The 20847-nt window shown below is 44.1% G+C and carries 15 protein-coding genes; 13 read left to right on the forward strand and 2 right to left on the reverse strand.

Annotation, left to right across the window (positions count from 1 at the left end):
* Positions 1-99: 99 nt before the first annotated feature.
* From ACH6CZ_RS07300 to ACH6CZ_RS07330, 7 genes are all read left to right on the forward strand, one after another.
* Positions 100-1428, forward strand: a complete 1329-nt coding sequence (locus ACH6CZ_RS07300; protein ID WP_374097443.1) for a M20 family metallo-hydrolase — start codon at positions 100-102, stop codon at positions 1426-1428.
* A complete protein-coding gene (locus ACH6CZ_RS07305; RefSeq protein WP_374096772.1) occupies positions 1425-2444 on the forward strand; it encodes a TRAP transporter substrate-binding protein in 1020 nt (339 codons plus the stop codon). The genes ACH6CZ_RS07300 and ACH6CZ_RS07305 overlap by 4 nt, the downstream gene beginning before the upstream one ends.
* A gap of 57 nt (positions 2445-2501) precedes the next feature.
* On the forward strand, positions 2502-3032 hold the full coding sequence (locus ACH6CZ_RS07310; RefSeq protein ID WP_374096773.1) for a TRAP transporter small permease: 531 nt from the start codon (positions 2502-2504) through the stop codon (positions 3030-3032).
* Positions 3010-4281, forward strand: coding sequence for a TRAP transporter large permease (locus ACH6CZ_RS07315; RefSeq protein WP_374096774.1), 1272 nt, complete (start codon positions 3010-3012; stop codon positions 4279-4281). The genes ACH6CZ_RS07310 and ACH6CZ_RS07315 overlap by 23 nt, the downstream gene beginning before the upstream one ends.
* Positions 4282-4292: 11 nt before the next feature.
* Entirely contained in the window at positions 4293-5087 is a 795-nt protein-coding gene (locus ACH6CZ_RS07320; RefSeq protein WP_374096775.1) for a DUF3100 domain-containing protein, read from the forward strand.
* A gap of 5 nt (positions 5088-5092) precedes the next feature.
* Positions 5093-5545 (forward strand): hypothetical protein, encoded by a 453-nt coding sequence (locus tag ACH6CZ_RS07325; RefSeq protein WP_374096776.1) that lies wholly within the window; start codon positions 5093-5095, stop codon positions 5543-5545.
* A 173-nt stretch (positions 5546-5718) separates the two neighbouring features.
* The gene (locus ACH6CZ_RS07330; RefSeq protein WP_374096777.1) at positions 5719-6567 is read left to right on the forward strand and encodes a glycerophosphodiester phosphodiesterase; all 849 of its coding nucleotides are present in this window, start codon (positions 5719-5721) and stop codon (positions 6565-6567) included.
* Positions 6568-6796: 229 nt separating this feature from the next.
* Here the strand turns inward: ACH6CZ_RS07330 and ACH6CZ_RS07335 are convergent, their stop codons facing one another.
* Positions 6797-7261, reverse strand: a complete 465-nt coding sequence (locus ACH6CZ_RS07335) for a glutathione peroxidase (protein WP_374096778.1) — start codon at positions 7259-7261, stop codon at positions 6797-6799.
* Positions 7262-7703: 442 nt separating this feature from the next.
* Between ACH6CZ_RS07335 and gltB the strand changes: the two genes are divergently transcribed.
* The 5 genes from gltB (at position 7704) to iadA (ending at position 18670) form a co-directional block, all read left to right on the forward strand.
* A complete protein-coding gene (gene gltB, locus ACH6CZ_RS07340) occupies positions 7704-12281 on the forward strand; it encodes a glutamate synthase large subunit (protein WP_374096779.1) in 4578 nt (1525 codons plus the stop codon).
* 18 nt (positions 12282-12299) lie between these two features.
* Positions 12300-13787 (forward strand): glutamate synthase subunit beta, encoded by a 1488-nt coding sequence (locus ACH6CZ_RS07345; RefSeq protein WP_374096780.1) that lies wholly within the window; start codon positions 12300-12302, stop codon positions 13785-13787.
* A 135-nt stretch (positions 13788-13922) separates the two neighbouring features.
* Positions 13923-15956: a catalase gene (locus ACH6CZ_RS07350; RefSeq protein WP_374096781.1), complete on the forward strand. Its 2034-nt coding sequence runs from the start codon at positions 13923-13925 to the stop codon at positions 15954-15956.
* A 103-nt stretch (positions 15957-16059) separates the two neighbouring features.
* On the forward strand, positions 16060-17493 hold the full coding sequence (locus tag ACH6CZ_RS07355; protein WP_374096782.1) for a DEAD/DEAH box helicase: 1434 nt from the start codon (positions 16060-16062) through the stop codon (positions 17491-17493).
* A gap of 10 nt (positions 17494-17503) precedes the next feature.
* The gene (gene iadA / locus ACH6CZ_RS07360; RefSeq protein ID WP_374096784.1) at positions 17504-18670 is read left to right on the forward strand and encodes a beta-aspartyl-peptidase; all 1167 of its coding nucleotides are present in this window, start codon (positions 17504-17506) and stop codon (positions 18668-18670) included.
* Positions 18671-18719: 49 nt separating this feature from the next.
* On the opposite strand, the gene ACH6CZ_RS07365 is transcribed toward iadA, so the two are convergent.
* Complete coding sequence (locus tag ACH6CZ_RS07365; protein ID WP_374096785.1) at positions 18720-19331, reverse strand: YIP1 family protein; 612 nt, start codon at positions 19329-19331, stop codon at positions 18720-18722.
* A gap of 330 nt (positions 19332-19661) precedes the next feature.
* Here ACH6CZ_RS07365 and ACH6CZ_RS07370 point away from each other — a divergent pair, with 330 nt between their 5' ends.
* Positions 19662-20840, forward strand: a complete 1179-nt coding sequence (locus ACH6CZ_RS07370; RefSeq protein WP_374096786.1) for an Alp7A family actin-like protein — start codon at positions 19662-19664, stop codon at positions 20838-20840.
* The last annotated feature ends 7 nt before the right edge of the window (positions 20841-20847 follow it).

Below are 20847 nucleotides of genomic sequence, written 5' to 3' on the forward strand. Positions count from 1 at the left end.
AATAAAACTTATATCTTTGTCTGTAATAGACATTATAAAATAGTCTGACTTATTTTATAATTTCAACTATTACAAAGATAAAGAGGTGATCAAGTGGCGATGCAGGCAACAGCCAGTTTTTCAAAACTATTTCTATCAAGATTGCTCCATCAATATCCTGCAGCACTCGATCGGGAGGGTATTTCCGGAAAAAGAGTAGCTCAGAGGCTCGCTGAACTTAGTAGAATCGGATTGACAAATAAGCAGGGAAGCAACAGAATGTCATTTTCTGATGAAGAGCGTGCTGCAAAAGAGCTGATTAAAATCTGGATGAAAGAAGCAGGGCTATCCATTTATGAAGATGGAGCGGGGAATGTATTTGGCATGCTCTATGGAAAGGATCAGAGTCAGTCAATCATGTCCGGCTCTCATGTGGATAGTGTACCTAATGGCGGCCATTTTGACGGCCCGCTTGGTGTACTTGCTGCTTTAGAAGTCGCGCAGGCCTGGAAAGAAACAGGGTATGTGCCGGAAACGAATTATGAAGTGGTCATTTTTACTGATGAAGAAGGTGCGCGCTTTAATGGTGGACTGACTGGCAGCAGAGCGATGGCAGGAGAAGTCGATATGGCAAAGCAGGTTAAGCTGACAGATTATAATGGCACTCCTTTTGAGGAAGTCCTCAAACAGCACGGTCTTTCACTCAAAAACTTTAGTGAGTCGAAGCGTTCACTTGATAAAATAAAAGCGTATGTAGAGGTTCACATTGAACAAGGCAAACAGCTTGAGGAAAGAAATCTTTCAACAGGTGTAGTAACCGGTATTGCAGGTCCATCATGGCTGACTATTACATTCAAAGGAGATGCTGGACACGCTGGTAATACGCCGATGATCGGAAGAAAGGATCCACTTGTTGCGGCCGGTGAGTTTGTCTTAAGACTGAAAGATATTCCGGGTCAAATCAGCAGTTCTGGTGTTGCGACTGTCGGAAAGCTTGAGGTGTCGCCAAACGGCGTTAACGTGATACCGGGTCAGGTGAAGCTGACCGCTGATATACGCGATATAGATATGGAATTAAAAGATCGCATTGTAGAGAAAGCAAGAGAATTGATCACTGAGATTGAAGAAAAGCACGGGATTAAGATTAATGTGCAGGAAACGTTGAATGTGACGCCTGTCAAACTGTCGGACACAATGCAGAAGATTGCTGCTGAAAGTACGGCTTACGTAACAGGAAAAGAAGCCTTCCATCTGCCAAGCGGGGCAGGACATGACGCGATGGTGATGGGCCGCTACGTGCCGACTGCAATGCTTTTTACAAACAGCAAAGATGGTGTCAGTCACAATCCAAAAGAATGGTCATCACTTGAACATTGTGTAGAAACGATTCATGTACTGAAACATATGCTTGAAAAAATTGATCAATCAGACAGGAGTGAGCTTGAATGAAAAAGTTTAAATGGGTTGGCGCAACAATGATGCTTGGAGGTGCACTTGCATTATCTGCGTGCGGCAGTGAAGATAGCGGCGGTTCGGGAGAAGCTGAATACCAGTGGAAGCTTGGGTGGAATTCAGGTGAAGAAGGAGATTCAAAAGGGGAAGCAGCAATTGCATTTAAAGAGTACGTTGAGGCAGAGTCAGATGGACGTATTGAAATCGAGTTTTTTCCGAATGAAACATATGCTTCATCCCCTGAAATGATTGAAGCAGTTCAGGTAGGTGCGCTTGAAATGGCGATCCCGGGAGCGAATGAACTGGCGAATGTTGTGCCTGAATATGCAGCACTGTCACTGCCGTTTATCGTGGAAACGCCGGAAGAGGCACATGCTGTACTTGATAGTGACATCGGTACTGAGTTAAGAGAAAAAGCAACGGATCAGGGATTTGTTGCATTAACTGATACAGAGCTAGGTTTTACTCATATTACAAACGATGTCCGTCCAATTAACGAGCCATCAGACCTTGAAGGCTTAGCGATGCGTTCACCAAACGATGTGAGCTTAATCGAAACATTTAAAGCATTCGGATCTTCCGTTTCAACGATGGCTTATACAGAGCTATATAGCGGTCTTTCACAGGGTGTCATAGATGGTCAGTTCAACCCGCTGTTAAACATTTTCGATCAGAACATGCATGAAGTGCAGGATTATCTTGCAATGACAAATTTCACTTATTATTACTGCTATATGATTTTAAATCAGGATGTATTTAACAGCCTTGATGAAGATCTTCAGCAGATTGTCATGGAAGGTGCTGAAAAAGCACGTGACGCTTCGCGTGAAGTGGTAGCAGAGAGTGAGCAGGAATACTTCGAGCGTGCACAGGAAGAGTTCGTAGAAGTAACTGAGCCTGACCTTGCAGCGTTCCAGGAAGCGGCGCAGCCGGTGTATAAGGAAGTGGAAGATGTTATGGGTGAGGAAATTATCCAGGATATTCAAGGGTTCTTAGAGAAATATCGTCAATAAAGCCAGGAGCGGGGCAGCTGAGCGGGCCCCGCTTTTTCTGAAAAAGGAGGCAGACGCATGTCAGCTGTTCATAAAAAAACGTGGATTGACCGGGTGGTTGATGGTCTGGATCTCATCGCTTCTATCATGATGGTCGTATTGACGATTGTTGTGTTTGGAGAAGTGTTAAGCCGCTATGTATTTGACCTCCCACTGGTTTTTTCAAATGAATTAACGCTTTTATTATTTCCGTGGGTTATATTTATCGCTGCGATTGCAGTGACAAAAAATGAAGGACACTTATCAATTAATTTTTTCAGAAGCCTGATGCCAAAAGCCGTTCAGAGATGGATGTTTGCTTTTTCAAAATTAGTGATGCTGTTTTTCTCTGTATATATGTCTTTTTCAGCGTATCGCATGGGAGAGAATACAGTCAGTCAGGTGATGCCGGTATTAAGGATTTCAAAGACGTGGCTGATCACGTCGGTCACTGTATCGTTTGCGGCGATCTCGCTTATTTTAATCTATCAGTTTGTGATGATTGTACTTGGTAAGCTTGAAGTTCCAGATGAGGAGGAGATGCTCGATGATCTGGATCATGGTCATTAGTTTTTTTCTGTTGATCGTATTTGGCGTACCAATCGCGTTTGCAATGGGCGCTTCAGCACTTATGTATATTCTTGTAGCGGGTATTCCGCTTGAAATGTTTTCACAGCGTTTCTTTTCAAATACGCAGTCATTTGCATTTTTAGCGATTCCATTTTTCATTCTTGCGGGGAATCTGATGATCCATGGGAAAATCGCGCAGCGGATTATCAATGTTGCTGATTCAATGGTCAGACAACTGCCCGGTGGTCTTGGATGTGTGTCAGTCGTGACCAGTATGGGGATGGCCGGCGTATCGGGCTCATCAGTCGCTGACGCTGCCTCTACGGGAAGTGTACTGATCCCTGAAATGAAAAAGAGAGGGTATAGTGCATCTTTTGCTGCATCTATCAATGCTTCGAGCTCAGTTGTAGGGATTATCATTCCGCCAAGCAGCACGATGATCATTATTGCATGGCTTGCAAATCTATCAATTGCTGAAATGTTCATTGCGGGTATTATCCCCGGCATTCTCGTCGGGATCATTTATTTAATTACAACAGTGATTCTGTCTGTGAAACGCGGTTACCCAAGAGAAGAGAAGCCTACTTTTAAGGAATTCTTATATCATATCCGCAAAGCTTCATGGGCGCTGCTGTTACCGGTGATTCTGTTAGGGTCAATTGTGCTTGGAATCGCTACTGCCACTGAAGCGGCTGCAATTTCAGTGGTCTATGCACTGCTTGTCGGGTTATTCGTCTATAAAAGTCTTACGTGGAAAAACATCTACAAATCATTAAAAGAAACCGTTCATGGAACGAGTGTCGTGATGGTCACGGTATGTACATCAATGATTTTTACGTGGGTGCTGATCTCTGAAGGAATCCCACGGATGATATCAGAAGCATTGAATGGCTTAGGGCTGCCTGGTTGGGCACTGATTTTAGTGCTGATTGCGATCATGCTGTTTGCTGGCATGATCATGGAGCTCGTACCTAACCTGTTCTTGTTTATTCCGATTTTCTTCCCGATTGCAGCAGAGATTGGAATGGATCCAATTCAGTTTTCAATTGTCATGCTTGTTTCACTGGCACTCGGGATGTTCACTCCGCCGGTAGGAGCTACATTATTCATTTCATGCTATATCGCAAAAGTGGGTATTGAAAAAACAATTAAAGACATACTGCCGTATTTTGTGTCAGGCATTATTGTCGTCTTGCTTCTTGCGTATATTCCATTCTTAACGCTTGGACTTCCATCGTTATTTGAATAAGGGGGAACAAAATGAGTCAGGTTCATTTAGGTATCTGGAAAGATTGGCGTCTTCATGTCATTGTGTTTTTAATCGTTGTGTTTGCAGAGGTTATCGGTACGCATCAGTTTTCAGTCGGTCCCGGTGTCGTGCTCCTTTTACCAATGCTTTATGCGCTGCTGATCGGGCTTGGGCTTTATTTCACGCCGGCTGTAAAAGAAAAGCAGTCTAAAAATGCTGAGCCTTTAATTGTTCTTGGGGTGACGCTGCTGATTGCAAAAATCGGTGTTGTCATCGGACCGTCGCTTCCGCAGATCATTGAAGCGGGTCCTGCACTTTTACTGCAGGAGTTTGGTAACCTTGGTACGATTCTGCTTGCTTTACCTTTAGCGGTTCTTCTCGGACTCAAACGTGAGAGTATCGGAATGACGCATTCTGTTGCAAGAGAGCCGAACGTCGGTCTGATCATGGACAAGTATGGGTTCAACTCACCTGAAGGCAGAGGGGTCATGGCAATCTACATTTTCGGTACTGTTTTTGGCGCTGTTTTTATGGGGCTGATCGCTGGCTTCCTGGCCACGCTGACACCTCTGCACCCGCTGTCATTTGCCATGGCATCCGGTATCGGAAGCGGCAGTATGATGGCAGCTGCGAGTGGATCACTCATCGGAGCCTTTCCTGAATTTGAGAACGATATCATTGCATTTGCAGGCGCCAGTAACCTGTTATCACTTTCAACGGGTCTGTATATGAGTATGCTGATTGGTCTTCCGCTTACAGAAAAGATGTATCAGCTTATGACAAGAAATAAAGCAGGGAAGGGGTAGTCCTAATGTTAAAAAATATTCAGGAGTGGATCATTTTATTAAGTATCTTTGCGGTTGTCTCGCTAGCGGCCAACTGGATTGGTTACGATGTCATGCCACTTTCAGCGCTGCCCGGTATGCTTATTCTTGTTTTGATTTGCTTAGCAGGTCTGATCATTCAAAAAGCACTGTCCTATAAGATTCCGAGTGTTGCATATATTGCAATTATCGGGATTGTACTTTCGATGCCCTGGATGCCCGGATCTTCAATCGTTGTTAAATGGACATCGGAAGTTCAGTTGCTCGCACTGACTACGCCAATATTGGCGTATGCAGGTATTGCAATTGGCCGTTCCTGGACAGACTTTGTGAAGCTTGGATGGAGAACAATTGTCGTTGCAGTGTTTGTACTCCTCGGTACATTTTTAGGATCTGCAATCATCGCAGAAGTTGTCCTGCGTTTCCAGGGCATTATATAGAAAAAGAGTTTGAGAGGGTCATATAATATAAATAGAGATACCCCTGTGGTGAGCATGCTGCAGGGGTTAAAATATGTGCATCCTGAGGCAAATACCCCCTCCACCTTCCCCGGAATATGGTATACTATTATATAAATAGAAAATTCAGACTTATTGGATGAGGGGGAAATAAAATGATTGGGATGTGGAAGCGAAGGCGACTGACCTTCATCACATTTATTGCGGCCTGTCTGATTTTACTGGTGGGATATATCAGTCAGCCGGTTAAAGACGTGAGTGTAGAAGGGTTAATTTCAGTTGCTCATAGAGGGGCAGCAAGTTATGCGCCGGAAAATACACATGCAGCTTTTCAAAAAGGGATAGAGCTCGGTGCAGACTTTATTGAAGCAGACGTTCATTTATCCAAGGATGGTGAACTGATCATCATGCATGATGAATCGGTCGACAGAACCACAAACGGAAGCGGTCTTATTAAGAATATGACGTTAGAGGAACTGAAAGGACTTGAAGCAGGATCGCATTTTCACCCTGACTATTATGGTGAACCGGTCATTACGCTGAATGAATTAATGGAATCATTTTATGGGCAGGTAGGGCTTCTGATAGAGATTAAACACCCTGCATTATATCCCGGAATAGAAGAAAAAGTAGTAGAGGTATTATCACAATACCCTGCAACAGAAAGTGTCATTGTACAGTCATTTGATATTGACGCAATGAAGCGTATCCATGAACTGGACTCGGACCTCCAAATCGCAGTCCTCATGAAAGCCTCCTTTGTACCCGTATCACTATGGCAATTGGATGATCTGACCTCATTTGCAACATACATTAATTTTAATATCTCTTCCGTTGTGAAAAGAACCGTCGATGAGATTCATGCACGCGGCGGGAAAGTGCTGGTTTGGTCGAAGAAAGATAAGAGGCTGATTCAGAAGGCGGTTTCTTATGGTGTTGATGGGATTATTACTGACTTTTCTAGATGGCCGGTAGAGGAAGATGTTCAAGCGGTGACTGAATAGAAAAAAGGGGCTGAGACAATGTCTGAGCCTCTTTGACTCGTTTCGTTGCGCTTCAGGGGGACGCTTTCCGTGGCCGGGCGGTGAGCCATCAGGCTTCGCCGTGATCGTCTCACCTGTCCCTTCCTGCCACAGGAGTCGCCCCCTTATGCTTCGCTGCACTAAGATTGCGATATAAAGTTAGAGGGCTAATTAAGTCTCATCATCTTGCCTTAGGCTTCACATAAAGTCATTAGAGAGTTTTCTCAATATCTGCTTTCATGTCAGCAGGTTCTACTGCGGGTTCGTAGCGTCCTGTTACCTGGCCGTCGCGGTTGATGAGAAACTTGGTGAAGTTCCATTTGATGTCTCCGCCATTTTCTTCTTTAAGGAATTTAAACAGGTTCTCAGCTTCTTCCCCGTTTACTTTTACTTTTGCCATTAGTGGGAAAGTCACGCCGTAGTTGACCTGGCAGAATTCTGTTGTTTCTTCGATGTTTTCAAACTCCTGATTTGCAAATTGATCACATGGGAAGCCAAGTACGACGAGTCCGTCATTCTGATACTGCTCGTGCAGCTCCTGTAAGCCTTTGAACTGAGGCGTATAGCCACACTTGCTTGCCGTATTTACAATCAGAAGCGGCTGACCTTTATAGGCATCAAGTGATATTACATCTCCATTGGTTTTGCGAACCGTATAATCGTATACCTTGTTCATATGTACAACCTCCTTAAAAATCTTCACTTTCTTAAGCATAGCAAACTTAAAAATGTTACGCACTTTTGTTCTCTCGGCGCGAGATCATTATCAAAAATAACCATTTTTCTTACATCATTAGGTAATATGGGTGTGAGTTTCGGAAGCTCAAACTGTTTTTTTATAAAAAATCATCTTTTTTTTGAATTTTTCTTCTTATTAAATATAAACGCATACATACCAAGGGGTGTAAGACGTTTTTGTATATAAGGAGACGTGATATGATAGCGTTTTCATTCATTTTTATTCATAAAAATGCAATAAAAATCGTTATCTGAATTTTATGTGAATGTCATTTTCATGATATACTAGTTCGAAAATGAAAGTACTATGGGCAATTGCCTCTCTTCACTACAAATGAAGAACGACTTTCACACTTTTAAAAAAGAGAGGGGACGTTTAGATGAAAAAGACTGGTTATCCGGATCCGCAGGGTTTATATAGCCCGGAACTCGAACATGAAGCATGCGGTATTGGCATGATTGCCAATATTAATGGGGAAAAGACGCATAATATCGTTCAGAATGCGATTAACATTCTATGTAACCTCGAACACCGTGGAGGTCAGTCAGCCGATACAAGTACCGGTGACGGAGCCGGAATCCTGACACAGATCCCACACCGTTTCTTCCAAAAACAATGTGAAAAAGAAAATATATTTCTCCCTGACTCAGGTAAGTACGGCGTAGGAATGGTTTTCCTGCCTCAGGAACATAACACAAGAATGAAAAGTAAAGAGCTGATCGAACAGATTATTCAGGAAGAAGGACAGGGCTTCCTTGGCTGGAGACCGGTACCGATCAACGATTCATTTGTAGGTAAGGTCGCAACAAAATCAAAGCCGGCGATTCGCCAGGTATTTGTTGAAGCTTCTGAAGATCTGCAGGATCAAATGGATTTTGAGCGTAAGCTGTTTGTGATCCGCCGCAGAATTGAACGTGAACTCCCAATGATTGAAGGCTTTGAAGATGTGTATGTGAGCAGTCTTTCAACAAGAACCATTGTGTACAAAGGGATGCTGATCCCGGAACAGCTGGATTCTTTCTACATTGACTTGAATCACCCAGACTTCAAATCCGCGTTAGCGCTAGTCCACTCGCGTTTCAGTACGAACACCTTCCCAAGCTGGAAACGTTCCCACCCGAACCGTTATACGATCCATAATGGAGAATTTAATACGCTTAGGGGAAATGTGAACTGGATGAGAGCACGTGAGAAGATGTGTGCTTCTGAACATTTTAACGAAGATGAACTGCAAAAAATTCTGCCTGTTATTGATGACGACGGAAGTGACTCTTCGATGTTTGATAATGCATTTGAATTCCTGCACCTGTCAGGACGTTCACTTGCCCACACCGCTATGATGATGGTGCCAGAGCCATGGTCAAATGACAGTACAATCCGCGAAGAAAAGCGTGATTTCTATCAGTATCACAGTACATTAATGGAGCCTTGGGATGGTCCGGCTGCCCTTGTAACAACTGACGGTAACCAGATCTGTGCATTCCTTGACCGTAATGGACTTCGCCCTGCGCGTTATTACGTAACAAAGAGCGGCATGATTGTACTTGGATCTGAAGTTGGCGCACTTGATATCTTTGCTGATGACATTGAATACAAAGAGCGTCTGACACCAGGGAAAATGCTGCTTGTTGACCTTGAAAAAGGAACGATTATTCCGGATGAGGAAGTGAAGCTGCAAATTGCTTCTGAGCAGCCTTATAAAGAATGGCTGACAAATCTGAAGGATCTTGAAGAGCTGGAAGAGCCTGCAGAAATTGCGCCTGAAATTACAGGCGAAGACCTTGCAGAGCAACAGGTTGCATTCGGTTACACACGTGAAGAACTAAATAAAATCATTAAGCCGCTCGTCTCAGACGGGAAAGATCCTGTAGGGTCAATGGGCTATGATTCACCAATTGCTGTGCTATCTAAAAAGCCTCAGCTTTTATATAACTATTTCAAGCAGCTGTTTGCACAGGTGACAAACCCAGCTATTGATGCGATCCGTGAAAAACTGATTACGATGGTGGAGACGACAATCGGACCTGAAGGAAACCTTGTTGCACCGGGACCTGAAAGCTGTAAACATATCCGTCTTAAGACACCAATTTTAAATAATAGAGAGCTTGAATCTCTTCGCCAGCAAAACCTTGATGGCTTTAGTGCAGTGACGATTTCAACACTGTTTGATGCAAAAGAAGGCAGCCTTGAGCCGGCAATGGAAGCTATTTTTGAAAAAGCTGACCAGGCTGTAGCAGATGGCAAAGTATTATTTATCCTTTCTGACCGCGGAGTAACAGCAGGTCAGGCAGCGATCCCTGCACTTCTGGCAGTAGCGGGTCTGCATCATCACCTGATCCGTCAGGGAACACGTACAAAGGTTAGTATTTTAATTGAATCAGGTGAACCAAGAGAAGTTCATCATTTCGCAACGCTTCTCGGCTATGGGGCTGAAGGCATTAATCCATATCTTGCGTTTGAAACGGTGCGAGACCTGATCAAAACGGGTGAAATTGAAGGAAAGACATACGATGAGGCAGTTGAAAGCTTTATCAATGCAGCGACAGATGGTGTCATCAAAGTACTGTCTAAAATCGGAATTTCAACAATTCAGAGTTACAGAGGGGCTCAGATCTTTGAAGCATTCGGTATTCACCCTGAAGTAGTAGATAAATACTTTACAAGAACGCCGTCACGAATCGGTGGAATCAAGATGGATATGATCGAAAAAGAAGTGCTTCTTCGTCATGAGCGCGCATATAAAGACAAGCGTGCGGGTACGCCAAGCCTGGATTCAGGGGATGATTACCAGTACCGTGCAGATGGAGAACATCATACGTATAATCCAAGCACGATCCATACACTGCAGCATGCCTGCCGTACAAATGATTATGCTGCATTTAAAAAATACTCACAGCTGCTTGCAGGAGAAGGGGCAAACCTTCAATCGCTTAGAGGCTTAATGAGATTTAAAAAGGGACAATCCATCCCGATTGAAGAAGTTGAATCTGTAGAAGCAATCTGCCGCAGGTTTAAAACTGGTGCGATGTCCTACGGCTCTATTTCGCAGGAAGCACACGAAGCACTTGCCATTGCGATGAATCGTATCGGCGGTCGCAGTAACTCCGGTGAAGGCGGGGAATCTCCTGAACGCTTTAAGCCGTCACCAAATGGAGACTCACGCAGAAGTGCGATCAAGCAGGTTGCATCCGGCCGTTTTGGTGTGACAAGTCATTATCTTGTCAATGCAGATGAGATTCAGATTAAAGTCGCACAGGGCGCGAAGCCTGGTGAAGGTGGACATCTTCCTGGTAAAAAGGTCTATCCATGGATTGCAGAAGTGCGTGGATCAACAACAGGCGTTGAACTGATTTCACCTCCGCCGCACCATGATATTTATTCAATTGAAGACCTTGCAGAACTGATTCATAACCTGAAAAATGCAAATCCGAGCGCGCGTATCAGCGTGAAGCTTGTGTCAGCTGTAGGAGTTGGCACAATCGCTGCCGGTGTTGCAAAAGGGCGTGCTGACCTTGTTCTGATCAGCGGATATGACGGTGGTACCGGTGCTGCACCGAGAACGAGCCTGAAGCATACAGGCCTTCCTTGGGAAATCGGACTTGCTGAAACGCACCAGACTTTGCTATTAAATGGTCTGCGTGACCGTATTGTGATCGAGACAGACGGAAAAATGATGACCGGGCGTGACGTTGTCATGGCTTCACTGCTTGGTGCAGAAGAATACGGCTTTTCTACAGCGCCGCTTGTCGTGCTTGGCTGTATTATGATGCGCGTGTGTCATCTGGATACATGTCCGGTTGGTGTCGCAACACAAAACCCTGAGCTTCGTAAAAAGTTCACCGGTGATGCTGACCATGTAGAAAACTTTATGCGATTTATCGCTATGGAAACACGTGAAATCATGGCAGAGCTTGGTTTCAGAACAGTGAATGAAATGATCGGACGCACAGATTTCCTTGAGCGCAATCCGAACATTGATCACTGGAAAGCTGGAGACATTGACTTGGCACCGCTGCTTTATTCACCGGATCTGCCTGCTAAAGTGGGCCGTTATCATATGCAGAATCAGGATCATGGTTTAGATAAAACGCTTGATTATCAGGAACTGATTCCACAGGCGAGAAAAGCAATTGAAGAAGGAGAGAAAGTCTTCTTTACGACTGCAATCCGTAACATTAACCGAGTAACCGGTTCGATGCTAGGCAGTGAGATTTCACGCCGCTACGGTGCTGAAGGGCTTCCTGAGGATACAATCAACTTTACGTTTAAAGGATCAGCAGGGCAGAGCTTTGGTGCCTTTATCCCTAAAGGTATGACACTTCGTCTCATTGGGGATGCCAATGACTTTGTCGGTAAAGGCTTATCCGGTGGTAAAATCATCGTTCACCCGGATCCGGTTGTCACATTCCAGCCTGAGAAGAATATCATCATCGGTAACGTTGCATTCTACGGTGCTTCTGATGGTGAAGCCTATATTCACGGGGTAGCAGGAGAGCGTTTTTGCGTACGTAACAGTGGAGTAGAAGTAGTTGTCGAAGGTGTTGGAGATCATGCATGTGAATATATGACTGGCGGACGGGTTGTTGTACTCGGTGAAACCGGGCGTAACTTTGCAGCCGGTATGTCCGGAGGCGTCGCATATATTTTCGATGAAAGCGGCTCATTCAAAGAGCGTTGTAACGAAGAGCTTGTCCTGATTGAACCGTTAGTGGATCCACAGGAGAAGCAGGACGTCTATAATATGATTGAAAAACACGTTGAATATACAGAGAGCGGTCACGGCAAACGGATTCTGACTTACTGGGAGAAGTACTCAGAGCAGTTTATCCGCGTCGTACCGAAAGCGTATTTGAAGATTAATACACGTATTTCAGAACTGATCGAAAGCGGCTCAACAAAAGAAGAAGCAGAAATGACTGCATTTGAAGAAAGCAAGCGTGAAGCCGTTGCGCACTAATCTTTAAGGAGGGATTTGATGGGGAAAGCTACTGGATTCATGGAATATGAGCGTCATTCGCAGCGTGAGCGTGATCCTAAAGAACGAATTAAGGATTGGAAAGACTACACTGCGCGGATGCCTGAAGAAGAAGTGAAGCTGGAAGGAGCGCGCTGTATGGACTGCGGCGTGCCTACCTGCCACACAGGAACAGAAATCAACGGACAGACAACAGGATGCCCTGTTAACCACTTAATCCCTGAATGGAATGACCTTGTCTACCAGGGTAAGTGGAAGGAAGCACTTGAGCGTGAACACGAGAAAAATAACTTCCCTGAGTTTACAGGTATTGCATGTCCTGCACCTTGTGAAGGCGCATGCGTACTTGGTATCAACGAAGATCCTGTAGCGATCCGTACAGTCGAGCGTTCAATCATTGAGCGCGGCTTTGATGAAGGATGGGTTGTTCCGGAACCACCTGAACAGCGTACGGGCAAAAAGGTTGCTGTTGTCGGTTCAGGTCCGGCAGGTCTTGCCGCTGCAGCTCAGCTGAACAAAGCAGGTCACTGGGTCACTGTATTTGAAAAAAGTGACCGTGTAGGCGGACTGCTGACATACGGAATTCCTGAAATGAAGCTGCCGTATGCAGTTGTTGAGAGACGTGTGAATATCCTGAAAGAAGAAGGTATTCAGTTCGAGACAAATGCAGAAATCGGCGGAAATGTACCAGTGCAGAAGCTGCGTGACGAGTATGATTCAATTATTCTCTGCGGCGGTGCTCAGGTACACCGTAATATTCCTGTTGAAGGCCGTGATCTGAAGGGGATTCATTATGCAATGGACTTCCTTCATGCCAACACAAAGAGCCTTCTTGACACGAACCTTGAAGATGGCAATTACATTTCCGCTAAAGGAAAAGATGTCATCGTTATTGGCGGTGGAGATACAGGAACTGACTGTCTGGCAACTGCGATCCGTCATGAGTGCAATAGCCTGACGCAGTTTGATATTTACGATAAAAAAGGCTCAATCCGTGATGGAATGGGTAATCCATGGCCACAGTATCCAATCGTTCACCGAATCGAATACGGTCAAAAAGAAGGAGCCGCAAAATTCGGCTCTGATCCACGTGCATTTGCTGTACAGACAACTAAATTTGTCGGCGATGAAGATGGAAACGTCAAAGAAGTACACACAATCAACGTTAAGCTTCGCATTGATGAAAACGGCAACCGTATCCGTGAGACGATTCCAGGTACAGAAAAAGTCTGGAAAGCAGACCTTGTGCTACTTGCAATCGGCTTCAGCGGACCGGAGCAGGGACTCATCCAGCAGCTTGAGCTTGAAACAACTGAACGTTCTACTGTCAAAGCAGAATACGGTGACTACCGTACAAACGTAGAAGGCGTATTCTCTGCAGGTGATATGAGACGCGGGCAGAGTCTGATTGTCTGGGCAATCAACGAAGGCCGTGAAGCAGCACGCGAATGCGACCGCTACCTCATGGGCTCGACGGTATTACCTTAAATAGCAGGCACCTCACTTTTGAAGTGGGGTGTTTTTTATTTTTGAAATTTTTCGCAAAAAACTGTTTGTCGAAACAACTAATAGGGAAACAGATAAAGGCAGTTTCATCACAAATTTACATAAGGAGGAACTACATTGAGTAACGAAAATCCGAACAAAAAGCAGCAGCAGCTCGAACAGTTCAAAACAGATGACTCCGGTAAAAAGATGACAACCAATCAGGGGCTTAAGATATCAGAAGACGAATTCTCACTAAAGGCGGGTGTCAGAGGACCAACCCTTCTTGAAGACTTTCAGTTCAGAGAAAAAATGACCCACTTTGACCATGAGCGTATTCCTGAGCGAATTGTGCATGCCAGAGGATCAGGTGCCCACGGTGAGTTTAAATTATATGAATCACTTGAAGACGTAACGAAGGCCGGTTTTTTAACAGATACTTCAAGGACAACACCTGTATTCGTCCGTTTTTCAACAGTAGCAGGATCAAAAGGATCAGCAGACCTTGCGCGTGATGCGCGGGGCTTTTCTACAAAATTTTATACAGATGAAGGGAATTATGACCTTGTAGGAAACAATATTCCTGTTTTCTTTATTCAGGATGCAATCAAATTCCCGGATCTTGTTCATGCGGTAAAACCTGAGCCACATAATGAAATTCCGCAGGCAGCTTCTGCCCACGATACATTTTGGGATTTCGTAGCAAATAATCAGGAATCTGCCCATATGGTGATGTGGACAATGTCAGACCGTGCGATTCCACGGAGCTATCGTATGATGGAAGGCTTTGGCGTTCATACATTCCGCTTCGTAAATGCTGAAGGGAAAGCGCATTTTGTAAAATTCCACTGGAAGCCTGTACTCGGTACACATTCTGTTGTATGGGATGAAGCGCAAAAGCTGAACGGTAAAAATCCTGACTTCCATAAGGCGGATCTGTTTGAGTCAATTGAAAACGGTGACTATCCTGAATACGAGCTTGGTGTTCAGCTGATTTCTGAGGAAGATGAATTCAAATTTGATTTTGATGTGCTGGATCCGACTAAGCTTTGGCCTGAGGAAGATGTACCGGTACGAATCGTTGGTAAGATGACACTGAATCGCAATCCTGATAATTTCTTTGCCGAAACTGAACAGGTTGCCTTTCACCCTGGACACCTTGTACCAGGAATTGATTTTACAAATGACCCATTGCTTCAAGGACGTCTATTCTCGTATACAGATACGCAGCTGATCCGCCTCGGAGGTCCTAACTTCCATGAACTTCCGATCAACCGTCCTGTCTGCCCGTTCTTTAACAATCAGCGGGATGGCTATGGCAGACAAACGATTAATAAAGGCAAAGTGGCTTACCATAAAAACTCACTTGCAAACAATACACCTGAGCCTGCATCACCGGAAGAAGGCGGCTTTGAACACTATCAGGAGAAGATGGAAGGACGTAAAGTCCGTGCAAGAAGCGAAAGCTTTAAAGATCATTTCTCCCAGGCAACACTATTCTGGAACAGTATGAGTGCACCTGAAAAAGAACATATCAAAAACGCATTCAGCTTTGAGCTTGGAAAGTGTGAGAGTGAATCGGTACGCCGTCAGGTAGTGGATATGTTTGCAAATGTAAGCATGGAGCTTGCGACTGAAGTGGCGAACAACATCGGTATTGACGCTCCGTCAGGCAGTGATACAGGAGTAACCAAATCCTCACCTGCACTGAGTCAGGAAAATACGGTTAAATCTGCAGCAACGCGCAAAGTATTGCTGATCGCCGGAGATGGTTTTGAAGGTAATGTACCTTCGATCATTGAAAAGCTTGAAGGAGAAGGTGCAGAAGTTGAAATCGTCAGTGAATCGATGGGTGTGCTGAAAGGTGCAGACGGTTCTGAACTGAAAGTGGATCAGACTTTCCTGACTGCTGATTCAGTACTCTATGATGCACTATACGCAGTAGGTGGTAAGGACCTCAGCAAAAAATTTGTTCAGACGACTTCATACTTCCTGAATGAAGCGTTCATGCACTTTAAGCCAATTGGTGCAACGCATGAAGGAACAAAGTGGCTTGAAGCCAACGATATTGCAAACAGCCCTGGTGTCATCCACGGTAATGATGCAGATAGCTTTACACATTCATTTGTTGAAGCGATCAAAGCGCACCGTCATTGGAGTCGTGAAGTATAACTAAATGTGTGATCATACTGCCCGCATCTAATCAGGTGACGGGCAGTTTTTTCTGTTCACCACGTGGTATACTAAACAGCATCACTCAATAAAGGAGCAACACATGACAAACAACTGGCAACAATTTAATCTCAGCCCTTCCATCATAGAAGCACTTGAGAAGCTTTCATATACAGCACCAACAGAAGTACAAGAACAGGTGATTCCTGCATTAAAAGCCGGGCACGATCTGATGGCTAAAGCACAGACAGGAAGCGGTAAAACAGCTGCTTATGCGATCCCGATTTGCGATGAAGTCATCTGGGAAGAGAATAAGCCTCAGGCGCTTATTATTACGCCCACCCGCGAACTTGCAGATCAGGTTCGTCTTGATGCACTCGCAATCGGCCGTTTTAAACGTCTGAAAGCGGCTGCCTTATATGGCAGACAGTCTTTTGCCAAACAAAAACTTGAACTCAAGCAGAAAACGCATATGATTTCCGGAACGCCGGGAAGGCTGCTGGATCATTTAGAAAAAGGCACATTTGATCCATCAAAATTAAAATATGTGATCATTGATGAAGCAGATGAACTTTTTAATAGAGGATTTATCGAACAGGTAGAAGCGATTATGGCTTTCATGCCAAAAGAGAGGCTTACAGCGCTCTTCTCAGCGACTTTCTCAGAAGAAGTAGAGTCATTGGCTGCTAAGTGGTTAAAAACGCCTGAGCGCTTCGAAATCGACTCTCAGCACAAGGTGGAGGATCTGATTCAGCATTTTTATATGAAAATGGAAGAAAAGCAGAAATTTGAGCTTTTAAAACAGGTCACTATGAGTGAGAACCCGGATACATGTATGATTTTCTGCCGTACACAGGACCGGACAGATGAATTAACGGAGCGGCTGGACCGTGCAGGGTATTCATGCGATAAGATTCATGGTGGCATGGTGCAGGAAGAACGTTTTGACGTCATGAATGAATTTAAACGCGGAGACTTCCGTTATTTAATCGCGACAGACATAGCTGCGCGCGGAATTGATGTTGCGAATGTCTCATTAGTCCTCAACTATGATATTCCGCTTGAACTTCCTTCTTATACGCATAGAAGCGGCAGAACCGGAAGAGCAGGACATAGCGGAAAAGTGATCTCATTTGTAGAGTCTGGTCGTGAAGACGACCGCCTTGCAGCAATTTTGGACTATACAAATGCAGATCTGACAGAGTTACATGCAGTGCCACCTGCTGACATCGGTGCTTTCTGGGCGAAAATGGAAGAACAACAGGAACGTAAAACTGCGGCCATTGAAAAAGTGAGTGAAGATATACTGAAGATCTATGTGAATGGCGGTAAGAAGAAAAAGCTGAGAGCAGGAGATTTTGTAGGAACAATCACTGCAATAGATGGTGTAACTGCAGCCGATATCGGCATTATCACGATTGAACCAACCTGCTCATTTATAGAAATTCATAATGGCAAAGGTCACCAGGTCATCAGCGCTTTAAAAGAAACGACAATCAAAGGGAAAAAACTTAAAGTATATCCTGCGAAAAAGTAGGAGGGATTTTATGCTTACACTGATAAAAAACGCAGACGTATACAGCCCTGATCACATCGGGTTAAAGGACATTCTGATTACAGACAAACGAATCGCAGCGATTGAAGATCATATTGATATCACTGCACCTGGACTGCATGTCATTGATGCAAATGGAAAAATCGCTGTACCCGGATTTATTGACTCCCACGTTCATATTTTAGGTGGCGGTGGAGAAGGCAGCTACAGGACACGCACACCTGAGCTGCAGCTGACTGATGCCACACTTGGCGGAGTAACAACGCTTGTCGGTGTGATTGGTACGGATGGGACGACGCGTACGATGCCTGCGCTGATTGCTAAGGCAAGAGCCCTTGAAGAGGAAGGCATCACCTGTTACGTACACACAGGGTCCTATCAGGTGCCTGTTAAAACGTTAACCGGAAAGATTGAAGATGATTTAATACTCATTGATCGTGTGATTGGTGCGGGTGAAATTGCGATATCTGACCATCGATCCTCCCAACCGACTGCTCAGGAGCTTGCTAAAATTGCATCAGCCGCGAGAATCGGCGGAATGCTGTCCGGCAAAGCGGGTATTGTTAATATCCATGTAGGGGACAGCCATGACCATCTATCACTGATTGAAGTAGTCGTTGAAACGACAGATATACCAATCAAACAGTTTTATCCAACGCATATTAACCGAAATCCTCATCTATTCGAGGCAGGAATTCACTATGCGAAAAAAGGCGGCTACGTTGATTTCACTACCAGCTCAATCCCTAAATTCCTGGAAGAAGGGGAAGTGAAGTGTAGCGTAGCTTTAAAAAGAATGCTGGAGGCAGGCGTAGATGTTTCCCAGATCACTTTTACTTCCGATGGTCAGGCAAGTTTACCTGATTTTAATGCGGACGGAGAGTTAATAGGGCTTCAACTCGGCAAGGTAATGTCTTTATACGAAGCAGTGCGTGAAGCTGTTACTGATGAAGGTATTGATCTTGCTGCAGCCATTCGGGTTATTACCAAAAACCCCGCTCAAATTTTAAAGCTATCATCAAAAGGTGAAATTGCTGTAGGAAAAGATGCGGATATTGTACTCTTACAACAAAGTGATTTCTCAATCGACAGTGTATTTGCTATGGGGCAGGTAATGGTGGGAAATAATCAGGCGGTCATTAAGGGTACTTTTGAATAACAATAAGCGCTTCTGAATTCATTTGTCAGAAGCGCTTTTTCACGAAAATTTACGCTAGCATTAAACCAGTGATCACAAAGATGATCGGGATTGCCAATATGCCTAATGAGACAGCAATAATCAATGAAACCCCGAGGCCTCTCCAACTTGAGAATCCGTGTACAACACCAATCGCTTTACTAACCACTACGATATTCCAGATTCCGATTACAAGAACAATTAAATTTAATATGAGTGAAGGGACTGCTGGCAGGGTAGAGAATTCATTCCATGCAGGACGCTGAAAAAAGACCTCTCCATAGAGTGCAATATAAATCAAATAAACAGGTATGAGTACAAGGTTAGGTATTGCCGTTACACCAATTGCTTTTCTCATGTCCTGTAACGAGCCGCTTCCGTTCATCCATCTTCCAACAATCGTATAAAGCCAGCTTCCTACATAAAAGCCTATGATGCCTAACAATGGTCCTGCCAGTAATACTAATAAGATTACTAACCAGGGTGACCATCCATCTATAAATCCTGTCTCTTGAAGCCCCCCTAAGACATTTGCGTATGTAGAGAAGATGAACAGCATAATGGAGAAGCCGACCGCTTTATTTTCGATCACATCATTTGTCGTTTCCTTTGGTTTAAACCAGATATTTAAAAATGGATTCATTCTCTCATGCTCCTTTCTTCTTAATTTATAGTACGATTGAGCTGGAATATAGTTTCATATTTTCCCGTAAATTAGAAAAAATATCATTGTATACAAATATGTATACTTGTAAACAAAATGTAAACATGTTGTATACAATATTGTAAACGTGTATACAAATATGTACACATGCTTTTATATAGGCATGTATACGTTTATGTAATCAAGTATACATAAACGTATACAACAAGTCAGATTTTTCGGTACTTAAGATTGATTGACGGTTCATCTTCTATTATATAAAGTTAAAGGAAGCGGAATAAATCCGTAGATTTTTCAGGAGGTTTAATGATGACAACTACAAGAATTGCAGCAGTTGATGTTGGTAATGATTCAGTGAAAGCTTTATTTGGACAATCAGATTATGAATTGAATATCCCGAATGTCATTGCAAGAGATCGCGAGGATCGCCCGGTAATCGGAATTGAAGATCTTCACGAAAAAGATCCGCTGGATGGCTTACATATTCGCGTACACTCCCCTGCTCTGCAGGATAACAACGCAATTTACCGTGTAGGTAACCTTGCAACTAAGAGTGATAATGCGACAGAACTTGACCCGGGCAGCAGCAAATCAGAAGAAGATCAGTCACTTGTCATGCTATTTGCAAGCATTGCACTGGATGCAGCGCGTGAAAATAGCGGTTTTGAAGCAAAGAATAGCGTGATTGATGCGACTTATATACTTGGTACAGGATTGCCTCTTAGAGAAGTAAAAGAGGGTAAAGACGTAGGATTCCGTTCACAGCTCTTAGGTTCTGTTCACCAGGTGGAATTCTTGGTAACACCAAAGCACCAGGGTAAAAAAGTAAATATCAAGTTTGAAGAAGTAAAAGTGTATCCAGAGGGATTCGCAGCGTTTATTAACCTTGTTATGGACAATGAGGGCAAAATCATTAACCGTGACCTGATTGACAAGCAGATCCTGATTCAGGATATCGGAGGATTATCAACAGATATCGCTGTTATCCGCAACCGTAACGTTGATGATGACAAAGCACAGGGCTTTAATCTCGGCGTGTCTGAATCACTAGAAGCAATTCGTGAAGAAATCCGCTCACGTCATGGTGTAGAGCTTGATACGCGCCGAGATGTAGTAGACATTATCACAAAGAAAAATGACCGTAACCACATTATGGTGAAAGGGTCACGTACAAGTGTGCATGACATTACTGACCGCATCCTTCTTGACCTTGCGAAAAAAGAATACCGTCACCTTCGCAACGTATGGGCTAAGAATTCGCAGACAGAGATCTGCTATTTTGTCGGCGGTGGTTCAATGGTGTTAAAAGACTACCTGAAGACGCTTAACAACAACCTGGATGGCTATAACATCGACTTTTTTGAAGACGAAAAAGAGAGCATCTGGATGATGGCAAACGCTTATCACAAGCTAATCAATGACTTTGTGCGCAGAAATAGTAAGGAAGCTGCTCCTAAGAAAACTGAAGCGAAAGCAGCTTCAAAATAAGGTGTAT

Source organism: Jeotgalibacillus sp. JSM ZJ347 (assembly GCF_044383825.1).
In the GTDB taxonomy this organism is placed as follows: Bacteria; Bacillota; Bacilli; order Bacillales; family Jeotgalibacillaceae; genus Jeotgalibacillus.